Annotated in this window: 8 protein-coding genes and 1 pseudogene; 4 read left to right on the top strand and 5 right to left on the bottom strand. The window is 70.3% G+C overall.

Annotated elements, in window-relative coordinates:
* The coding region (locus JWQ05_RS03925; RefSeq protein ID WP_299654776.1) for a porin at window positions 1-1,202 on the bottom strand (1,202 nt) is incomplete at its 3' end.
* 447 nt (window positions 1,203-1,649) lie between these two features.
* Here JWQ05_RS03925 and JWQ05_RS03920 point away from each other — a divergent pair.
* Both JWQ05_RS03920 and bioB read left to right on the top strand, forming a co-directional pair.
* Window positions 1,650-2,534 (top strand): fumarylacetoacetate hydrolase family protein, encoded by an 885-nt coding sequence (locus tag JWQ05_RS03920; protein WP_299654770.1) that lies wholly within the window; start codon window positions 1,650-1,652, stop codon window positions 2,532-2,534.
* Between the two features lie 50 nt (window positions 2,535-2,584).
* Window positions 2,585-3,607 (top strand): biotin synthase BioB, encoded by a 1,023-nt coding sequence (gene bioB / locus JWQ05_RS03915; RefSeq protein WP_299654767.1) that lies wholly within the window; start codon window positions 2,585-2,587, stop codon window positions 3,605-3,607.
* 14 nt (window positions 3,608-3,621) lie between these two features.
* Here the strand turns inward: bioB and JWQ05_RS03910 are convergent, their stop codons facing one another.
* The 4 genes from JWQ05_RS03910 to mnmA all read right to left on the bottom strand — a co-directional run bounded on the left by JWQ05_RS03910 (window position 3,622) and on the right by mnmA (window position 7,939).
* Window positions 3,622-5,112 carry a HAMP domain-containing sensor histidine kinase gene (locus JWQ05_RS03910; RefSeq protein WP_299654764.1) on the bottom strand — a complete coding sequence of 497 codons (1,491 nt, stop codon included), beginning with the start codon at window positions 5,110-5,112 and terminating at the stop codon, window positions 3,622-3,624.
* Between the two features lie 183 nt (window positions 5,113-5,295).
* Window positions 5,296-6,042, bottom strand: coding sequence for a VTT domain-containing protein (locus tag JWQ05_RS03905; RefSeq protein ID WP_299654773.1), 747 nt, complete (start codon window positions 6,040-6,042; stop codon window positions 5,296-5,298).
* Between the two features lie 56 nt (window positions 6,043-6,098).
* Window positions 6,099-6,752: a class I SAM-dependent methyltransferase gene (locus JWQ05_RS03900; RefSeq protein ID WP_299654761.1), complete on the bottom strand. Its 654-nt coding sequence runs from the start codon at window positions 6,750-6,752 to the stop codon at window positions 6,099-6,101.
* Between the two features lie 35 nt (window positions 6,753-6,787).
* The gene (mnmA, locus tag JWQ05_RS03895) at window positions 6,788-7,939 is read right to left on the bottom strand and encodes a tRNA 2-thiouridine(34) synthase MnmA (RefSeq protein WP_299654758.1); all 1,152 of its coding nucleotides are present in this window, start codon (window positions 7,937-7,939) and stop codon (window positions 6,788-6,790) included.
* A gap of 284 nt (window positions 7,940-8,223) precedes the next feature.
* Between mnmA and JWQ05_RS03890 the strand changes: the two genes are divergently transcribed.
* Both JWQ05_RS03890 and JWQ05_RS03885 read left to right on the top strand, forming a co-directional pair.
* Window positions 8,224-8,451 carry a hypothetical protein gene (locus JWQ05_RS03890; protein ID WP_299654755.1) on the top strand — a complete coding sequence of 76 codons (228 nt, stop codon included), beginning with the start codon at window positions 8,224-8,226 and terminating at the stop codon, window positions 8,449-8,451.
* Between the two features lie 99 nt (window positions 8,452-8,550).
* Window positions 8,551-8,902, top strand: a pseudogene (locus tag JWQ05_RS03885) (hypothetical protein); the annotation flags it as partial.

The following is an 8,902-nucleotide window of genomic DNA, read 5'->3' as shown; positions in this document are numbered from 1 at the left end:
TCGCGGCCCGGGCCCGTGAGGATGCGGCCCTTGTCCACGAAGAAGTGCGAGTAGGCGAGGTTCAGCGTCAGCTTCTCGCTCCAGCGGTAGCTCGCGCCGAGAGAGAGGTTCACGCGGTCGCCGTCGGGCAGGCGCACGGAGCGGTTCGTGAAGTCGACGGGCGAGACCTCGTAGGCGACACCCGCCCGCACCGTCAGGGACGGCGACCAGTCATACTCGGCGCCGATCGCGTAGGTGTAGCCGTCGTTGTAGTTCAGGGGCAGCGCGCTTCCGACGTTGCCGGCCACGACCGGAAGGATGGCGATGTTCTTGAGGCGGCTCCAGTTGTCCCACTCGAAGCCGAGGTTGATGCGGGTGACCGGGTTGATCGCCTGGGTCAGGCCGACGGTCACCTTCTCGGGCGTGTTGAGGTTCGCCGTGACCGGGCCGCCGAAGGCCGCCAAGGGGGCGGGCAGGCCGATCGAGCCCGTGATGTCGTGATGGACCGAGGAGCGGTAGCCGACGCCGAAGGCGGTGCCGGCCCACGGCGTGATCAGCGCGCCGGCGGTGAACCCGACTCCCCAGGAATCACCTTTCAGAGAAGAACTCGCCAGATTTGCCGGGTTGTTCAGCAACGGAGGCGGCAGCAGGGTCGCCTGGCGCAGGGTGAGCTTGAAATACTCGATGTTCGGGCCGGCGGCGATCGAGAGCCACTCGTTGACCTTGAAGCCGATCACCGGGTTGAAGGCGAGGCTGAAGATCCGGTTCGAGCGCCCGTAGACCTCGCCCGCCCAGGTGTCGCGCGGCTTCGTCACGAGGCCGAAGGGGGCGCCCGTCTGGATGCCGATCCAGACCCGGTCGCTGAGCTGGTAGGAGGTGGCGCCCGCCGGAACGATCGCGCCCTGGCCGATGTCGCCGCTCTCGCCGAGGCGCGCGAAGGCCGGGTTGGTGCCGGCCTCGGGCGTGATCTTGCCCGACAGATTGATGAGGGTGAGGTTCTGCTCGGTGACCCAGCCCGGACGCATGGTCACGGTGGCGGGGTTCCAGAACATCGAGGAGACGCCGCCTGAGCCGGAGGCGGTGCCCGCGAAGGCGACGCCCTGGGCCTCGGTGCTCTGCTCGCGGATGCCGAAGGCGCCGGCCGAGGCGTCCGTGACGCTTGCGGCGAGCAGGGCGGCGGAGACGCCCGAGAGCGCCAAGCGACGGAGAGAACGGCTCCGAATCGTATCCGTCATGACGTGAGACCCACCCCTGTTCATGGCGCTCGCTTGTCCCGGCCCCTCTGGACCGGCCCCGCACCTTGGATGCGACAATGGCTTGCGGATTGCGACTTCGCAACACATGCCACATCAAGTATTAAGCAAGTCGTACTTCGCGCCTAGTCTTGATCGGGCGAGATATTTCCGGAGGAATCCGGCCTTCGCGTCGGCGCCGGCAGAATGGTTCACATCTAAACTCTCGCGAACGTGAGTAAGAGCGCGGGCAGAAAAATCGACCCTGCCGTATCTCCAGGCACCGGTGTGGCCTTTGGGCGACAAAATCGGCCGGTCGGGCGAAACGGACGGCGCCGGCACACGTGATTTGGGTGCATTTCGTCCCGTTCCGGCCCTTGCCCCGCGCGCGCCGCCGGTCGATGTCATCGGGTCGACGGCAACGCGGAGAGACGAGCGATGAAACTGGTACGTCATGGCGCGAGCGGCGACGAGAAGCCCGGTCTCATCGATGCGCAGGGCGGTCTGCGCGATCTCTCGGCCCACGTGCGAGACATCGCCGGTCCGGCCCTGTCGCGCGAGACCCTGGATCGGCTGCGCCTGATCGATCCCGCGAGCCTGCCGCTGCTACCGGCCGACACTCGCCTAGGGCCCTGCGTCGGCGCGACCCGCAACTTCGTGGCGATCGGCCTGAACTTCACCGACCACGCCGCCGAGATCGGCGCGGACATTCCCGCCGAACCGATTCTGTTCAACAAGGCGCCGTCCTGCCTCGCCGGGGCGAACGACCGGGTGATCCTGCCCAAGGGCTCGGCCAAGACCGACTGGGAGGTGGAACTGGCGCTGGTGATCGGCGCGCGCGCCTCCTACGTCCACGCCAACGAGGCCCTGTCCTACGTGGCCGGCGCCTGCATCTGCAACGACGTCTCCGAGCGCGAGTACCAGATGGAGCGCGGGGGCACGTGGACGAAGGGCAAGGGCTGCCCGACCTTCGGGCCCCTCGGACCCTGGCTCGTCACGCTGGACGAGATCGCCGACCTCAAGACTCTCGGCATGTGGCTCGACGTCAACGGCACCCGCATGCAGACGGGCTCCACCGCGACGATGATCTTCGATCCGGCGCAGCTCGTGGCCTACGTCTCGCACTTCATGATGCTGGAGCCCGGCGACATCATCACCACGGGCACACCCCCCGGCGTCGGCATGGCGCGCAAGCCGCCGCGCTTCCTGCGCAACGGCGACGTCGTCACCCTCGGCATCGCGGGGCTGGGCGAGCAGCGCCAGGAGATCATCGCCTTCGACGACTGGACCGCCAAGGTCGCGGCGGGGGAGCCGACGAACTGAGGGTGTGGCGGACGGGTTGATTTTCGCCCCAAGATTCGCCTCATGGGGCCATGACCGAGACCCTCGCTTCCTTCCCGGCCGCAGCCCCCGCCACCGGCACCTCCGCCATTCGCCACGATTGGACCGTGGCGGAGATCCAGGCGATCCACGACCTGCCGCTCCTCGACCTCGTGTTCCGGGCGGCCCAGGTGCACCGCGCCCACAACGACCCGGCCGACATCCAGCGGGCGAGCCTCCTGTCGATCAAGACCGGCGGCTGCCCCGAGGATTGCGCCTATTGCCCGCAATCGGCCCACCACAAGGGCACCGGCATGGCCCGCGAGCGGCTGATGCCGGTGGACGCCGTCCTGCGCGAGGCGGCGGAGGCCAAGGCGGCGGGCGCGCACCGGTTCTGCATGGGCGCGGCCTGGCGCCAGCCCAAGGACGGTCCGGAATTCGACGCGGTGCTGGCGATGGTGCGCGGCGTGCGCGGCCTCGGCATGGAAGCCTGCGTCACCCTCGGCATGCTCACGCCGAGCCAGGCCGGGCGCCTCGCCGAGGCCGGGCTCACCTCCTACAACCACAACCTCGACACCGGCCCCGACTTCTACGGCGACATCATCTCGACCCGGACCTACGCGGACCGGCTCGACACCCTCCAGAACGTGCGCGACGCCGGCATCGGCGTCTGCTGCGGCGGCATCGTCGGAATGGGGGAGGGCGTGAAGGACCGCGCCGGCATGCTCCAGGTGCTCGCCAACCACGCGCCGCACCCCGAGAGCGTGCCGATCAACGCGCTGGTGGCCGTCGAGGGCACGCCGCTGGAGGAGCGCCCGCCCGTCGATCCCCTCGATCTCGTGCGCATGTGCGCCACCGCCCGCATCGTGATGCCGCGCGCCCGCGTGCGCCTCAGCGCGGGCCGCAAGGGCCTGACTCGCGAGGCGCAGATCCTGTGCTTCCTCGCGGGCGCCAACTCGATCTTCTACGGCGAGCGCCTGCTGACCACGGCCAACAACGAGACCGATTCCGACGCCGAGCTCCTGCGCGACATCGGCATCACCGTGCCCGGCCTCACCCTGGCGGCCGCGGAGTAACGCAGCCGCGTTCCCTACGCCGCGGCCTGATCCGGGAGGACGATGCGAAAGCAGGTCCCGGCCGGCGTCTCGTCGAGGGAGAGCGTGCCGCCGTTCGCCTCGATCAACTCCGAGGCGATCGCGAGGCCGAGGCCGGTGCCGCCCGAGCGCGACGATCCCCGGAACGGGCTGAACAGGTGTTCGCGGGCCCGCGCCGGCAAGCCGGGCCCATTGTCCGAGACCAGGATGGTGGTGGCCCCGTTGCCCTGAGAGCCCGCGCGGGTCGCCGCGATGGTGATGGTGGGGTCGGGCCGCGCCTGCGTCTCATGCCCGGCACCCTGGGGCGCCAGGGCCTGGACGGCGTTGCGCACGATGTTGGCGAGCGCCCGCGAGAACTGCTCCGGGTCGACGAAGACCTGCAGGTCGCCCGGGCAGATTTCCCGGATCAGGATGTTCGACTCGCGCTCGCGCCCGGACAGGTCGGCCTGCTCGGCGACGATCGGCGCGAGGCTGACGAGGCGGCGGCTCGGCGTTCGCTCCGTGGCGCGGCCATAGGCCAGGGTCTCCTCGCAGAACCGGATGGCGCGATCGAGGGTGGCGACCAGGCGCGGGGCGACGCGCTGCACGATCGGGTCGGCGACGCCCTCGAGGCGGTCGCTGAGAAGCTGCGCGGTGGTGAGGAGGTTGCGCAGTTCGTGGTTGATCTTGCTGACCGAGAGCCCGAGCCCGGCGAGTCGCCGCTTCTCGCGCAGGTCCCGCGCGAGCGTCGTCTGCATGCGCGACAGGGCGATCTCGGCGTGGCCGATCTCGTCCGTACGGCGGGACGGGACGATGACGCCGTCGATGGATTCCGGTTTGTCCGCGAAGTCCGTGATGTTGTGGACGAGGCGCCGGACCGGTCGCACGATGGTGTGCTGCAGGACGAAGAAGATCAGGGCGGCCACCGCTGCCGCGATGGCGAGCGACGACAGGGCGAGCCGGATCGCGAAGGCCGCCACGGCGTCGTGCAAGGGCGTCCGGTCGATCAGGATCTCGACGAGGTCGAAGCCGTCGCGACCGTGCCCGACGACGCGCACGGGGTGCGGCGAATCGAGGAAGAGCGTCCCGACGACGCCCCGGATCGATTCGATCCAATCCACCTCGCGCAGGTCGATGAGGTCCGACACGCTGTCCGGGATGGTCTCGTCGGCGAGCAGGCGCCGCGTGCCGTTGCCCTTCACCGCGATGGCGCGGGCGCCGACACCGGAGAGCAGGCGCTGGGCGAGCCCTTCGGAGACGTGCTGGTCGGGCGCCGCGTCGAGCACCAAAGCGGCGACCTGTGCGGCCGCGATCCGGTCCGACAGCCACATCCGGCGATAGTTTGCGACGGTGGGCACGTAGATCAGCACTTCGATCAGGGCGACGAAGGCGACCGTCAGCAGGAAGAGCCGGCCGGAGAGGCCGAGATGACGGCCGAGGCCGCGCGCAACCGGCAGACCGGCCTCCGCAACCTCCTCCTGGAACGCCACGCGCGAATTCACACCCATCTCGACTCTTTGGGTTCCCTGTGCCCGCCGGCGCCGCGTGTGTCGCCCGGGGTCCGCACCATCGTAATCCGAAAGACATACCTGGAGCGGATGATCGATGAACAATCGCCCATCAACGCTCTCGATCGGATTAGGCTGCCGCCGGACCCAAAAGTCTTTAACCAGACTTATGGCTAAATTCGATCAGAAATCCACCACGCGGCGGCGGTTGAAACGTCGCCGGAGGAACACCGAGAGAAGCGCGAAGGCGGCGAGCGCCGCAAGGCCCGCCACCATCTTGGGCGTCACCAGGGCGCGCAGGGTCAGGGCGTTGTCGCAGTCGAGCCCGTCGGCGGCGATGCAGGCGACCTTGGCCGTCTCGTGGGCCAGAACGACATCCTCGATGGCCGCGCCCGTCGAGGCGTAGACGAACACGCCCGGCAGCAGCCCGACGAGGGTGGCGAGGACGAAGGTGCTGCGCCGGACGCCGAAGGCGGCGGGGGCGAGGTTCGTCATCCAGAACGGGAAGATCGGGAGCAGGCGCAGGAAGGCGATATATCCGAAGGCATCCGCGCGAAAGCCGGCGGCGAGACCCGCGAGGCGCGGTCCGGCATGGCGCAGGACGAGGTCGGAGGCGGGGCCCCGCCCGATGGTGAAGACGATCGCGGCGCCCGTGGTCGCGGATGCGAGCGCGATCAGCGCGCCGGGCACGATGCCGAACAGGAAGCCGCAGAGCATCGTCAGGAACAGCGAGGCCGGCACCGACACGACGACCGCCCCGACATAGACGAGGTAGGCCACCACCATGGCGCGGAAGCGATCCTCCGCAACCCAGGCGTTGAGCCAGACCCGGGAGGCGAGCAGCCTGTCGAGGCTGAGCAGGTGCGAGGCACCCGAGACCAGGACGGCGAGGGAGGCCCCGACCAGCAGCAGAAGGGGAATCCAGCGCATGAGGCGCCGCACGCCCGCCGGCTCGGGGCGGCCGTCGCTGGCGGGAGGGAGCGCGCTCACCCGGCCTTGCGCATCCGCAGGATCTTGAAGAACCCGCCCGGGAAGGTGGGCGCCACGCCGATGAACTCGACACCGTGCGCGCGGGCCCAGGCCTCGATCCGGGTCGACTTGAAGGCGGATGACCAGCCGATCTTGGTGCAGAGCGGCGCCACGATCTCCTCGACCTTGGCCACCGGGCCGGCGGTCTGCCCGAAATGGTTGGCGAGCACGATCTCGCCGCCCGGCCGCACAACGCGGAGGAACTCGGACAGCGCGGCCTCGGGGTCCGGCACCAGGGTGATGAGGAACTGGGCCACCACCGCGTCGAAGCTCGCATCGGCGTAGCCGAGGCGGCAGACGTCCATGACCTGGAGCCCGCGCACGTGGGTGAGCCGGCGGCGCAGGACCTTGGCCCGCGCGCGCTTCAGCATGTCCTCGGAGAGATCGACGCCGCAGACGAAGCTGTCGGCGGGGTAGTAGCCGAGCGACAGGCCGGTGCCGACGCCGGCCTCGAGGATGCGCGGGCCGCAGGCGACGGCCGCCTCGACGGCGTCGCGGGCGGCCGGCTCCGTCAGCTTGTCGTAGACGACGTCGTAGACCGGCGCCCAGCGCGCATAGGCCTTGCGCATCAGGGCGGTGCTCGGCCCGGCCTCCCGCGGCTCGCTCAGCATGTCGATCTCGAAGTCCTGTGAAAGGGTGGGTTGTTTCAGGCGGCTTGCGCGGCTCCGGTCGCCAACGCGTCGATGCGCCGAATGGTGCCACCGCCGAGCACGCGGGCACGCGGACCCTCGTCGGCGTAGATCACGCAGGCCTGCCCCGGGGAGACCCCGTCCTCGGGCGTCGCCAGCACGATCTCGGCGGAACGATCGGCGGGATCGTAGGTGAGCAGCGCCGGCCGGGGCTCGCGGGTCGAGCGCACGCGCACCGCGACGGGCCGCGCGGCGCAGGGCCCGTCGCCTCCGAGCCAGTTCACGTCGGACAGCCGGATGCGGCTGGTGGCGAGCGCCTCGCGCGGGCCGACCACCACGCGGGCGCTGTCGGGCTCCAGGCGGATGACGTAGAGCGGCTCGCCCACCGCGAGGCGAAGGCCTCGGCGCTGGCCGACCGTATAGTGGATGATGCCCTCGTGCCGGCCGAGCACCCGGCCGCCGAGATCGACGATGTCCCCGGCCCGGGCCGCGTCCGGGCGCAGGCGCGCGATCACGTCGGCGTAGCGGCCCTGCGGCACGAAGCAGATGTCCTGGCTATCGGCCTTCTCGGCGACGCCGAGGCCGAACTCGCGGGCGAGGCTCCGGGTCTCGTCCTTGGGCAGTTCCCCGAGGGGAAAGCGCAGGAAGTCGAGCTGTTCGGGCGTCGTCGCGTAAAGGAAATAGCTCTGGTCGCGCGCGGGATCGAGGGCGCGGTAGAGGCCGCGCCCGCCGGAGGCGTCCGGGCGGCTCGCCACGTAATGGCCGGTGGCCAGGCAATCGGCGTCGAGATCGCGGGCGGTGGCCAGCAGGTCCCGGAACTTGATCGAGCGATTGCACTCGACGCAGGGGATCGGCGTCTCGCCCGCCAGATAGCTCTCGGCGAAGCGGTCGATCACCGATTCCCGGAAGCGGTCCTCGTAGTCGAGGACGTAGTGCGGGATCGCCAGCGCCTCGGCGACGCGGCGGGCATCGTGGATGTCCTGGCCGGCGCAGCAGGCACCCTTGCGGTGGGTCGCCGCGCCGTGATCGTAGAGCTGGAGCGTGATCCCGACGACGTCGTAGCCCTGGCGCTTCAGGAGCCCGGCCACGACGGAGGAATCGACGCCGCCGGACATGGCGACGACGACGCGCGTCTCGTGCGGGGCCTTGGGAAGATCGAGGGAGTTCATGGTGCCAGGGTGCGCCGGGAGGGGCCGGTCCGGCCCCGCGCGTGAGTCTATAGCGATCCTGGCCCGCGAGTTCCAGGGAGGGCGCCACGTCCGCGCGGGATGGCCGGCTTACGACCCGGGGGTGTCGGAGCCGGCGAAAGCTGCCGGACCCTGGGCAGGTTTTGCCGGCCTGTCCCACGATCCGGAAACCTGCCCGATCGTTTCGACGTGCCGTCACAGGGACTTAGCGTCTTTCCACTCTGGCCTGCCCCTTGCGGAAGAAAGCCCGAGGGGAGATGCGGCGCATGGCTTTATCGGTGATCGACACGGATGGTTCGGCGGGCCGCCTCGGCCTGTCCAGGGCCGCTCGCCCCCGTGAGAGCGCCGCGGAGGCTTTCGCCCTCGACCGGTCGGACGTCCACACGGCTCCGTCCCGGACGAACGCGCGGGCCGCGAGCGCCCAGAGCACGCGCCCGGACTTTCCCGGCCAGACGAAGGACGCGGACAGGCGCCGGACATCCGCGGCCGTCTAGGCGAGGCCGGACGCGAAGGCGCCGGCTCGCCAGAGTGCGGCCTCCCCCCGGCCTGCCACCACGGCGCAGGAAGCCGCGTCGCGTCGGGTCGCATCGGACGTGCGCGACACCCGGCCCCCCGCAGGCCCTCGCCAGGACGCCACATCCGCATCCGCGAGCCAGCCGCCGGGATCGAATCCCACCGCGAAGGAGCCGCAGCCGGACACCGACCCGTCGGGACGTGCCGAGGCGCAGGCCGCCGCACCATCCGTCGAGAAACAGATCTCGCAGGACGCTGAAGGCTCGAAGGACGCTGAAGGCTCGGACGACGCGGCGAAAGCGAGCGAGAACGATCAGGCCGGAACGCCGGTCTCGGTCGTCCCGCCGACGATTCTTCAGGGTGCCACGCCGCCTTTGCCCTCAGCACCGGCCGCCGGGGGGACAGCGGGCAAGACGACGCCGACCTCCGCCG

Source organism: Methylobacterium sp. (genome assembly GCF_028290105.1).
Taxonomy (GTDB): Bacteria; Pseudomonadota; Alphaproteobacteria; order Rhizobiales; family Beijerinckiaceae; genus Methylobacterium.
The sequence above is the reverse complement of the archived record's forward strand: the minus strand, read 5'-3'. Positions and strand labels throughout refer to the sequence as shown.

Bases quoted from the DNA above. Each gene is read 5' to 3' on its own strand.
- JWQ05_RS03920 (WP_299654770.1), top strand. From the start codon at position 1,650: ATGAAACTGGTACGTCATGGCGCGAGCGGCGACGAGAAGCCCGGTCTC.
- bioB (WP_299654767.1), top strand. From the start codon at position 2,585: ATGACCGAGACCCTCGCTTCCTTCCCGGCCGCAGCCCCCGCCACCGGC.
- JWQ05_RS03910 (WP_299654764.1), bottom strand. From the start codon at position 5,112: ATGGGTGTGAATTCGCGCGTGGCGTTCCAGGAGGAGGTTGCGGAGGCC.
- JWQ05_RS03905 (WP_299654773.1), bottom strand. From the start codon at position 6,042: ATGCGCTGGATTCCCCTTCTGCTGCTGGTCGGGGCCTCCCTCGCCGTC.
- JWQ05_RS03900 (WP_299654761.1), bottom strand. From the start codon at position 6,752: ATGCTGAGCGAGCCGCGGGAGGCCGGGCCGAGCACCGCCCTGATGCGC.
- mnmA (WP_299654758.1), bottom strand. From the start codon at position 7,939: ATGAACTCCCTCGATCTTCCCAAGGCCCCGCACGAGACGCGCGTCGTC.
- JWQ05_RS03890 (WP_299654755.1), top strand. From the start codon at position 8,224: ATGGCTTTATCGGTGATCGACACGGATGGTTCGGCGGGCCGCCTCGGC.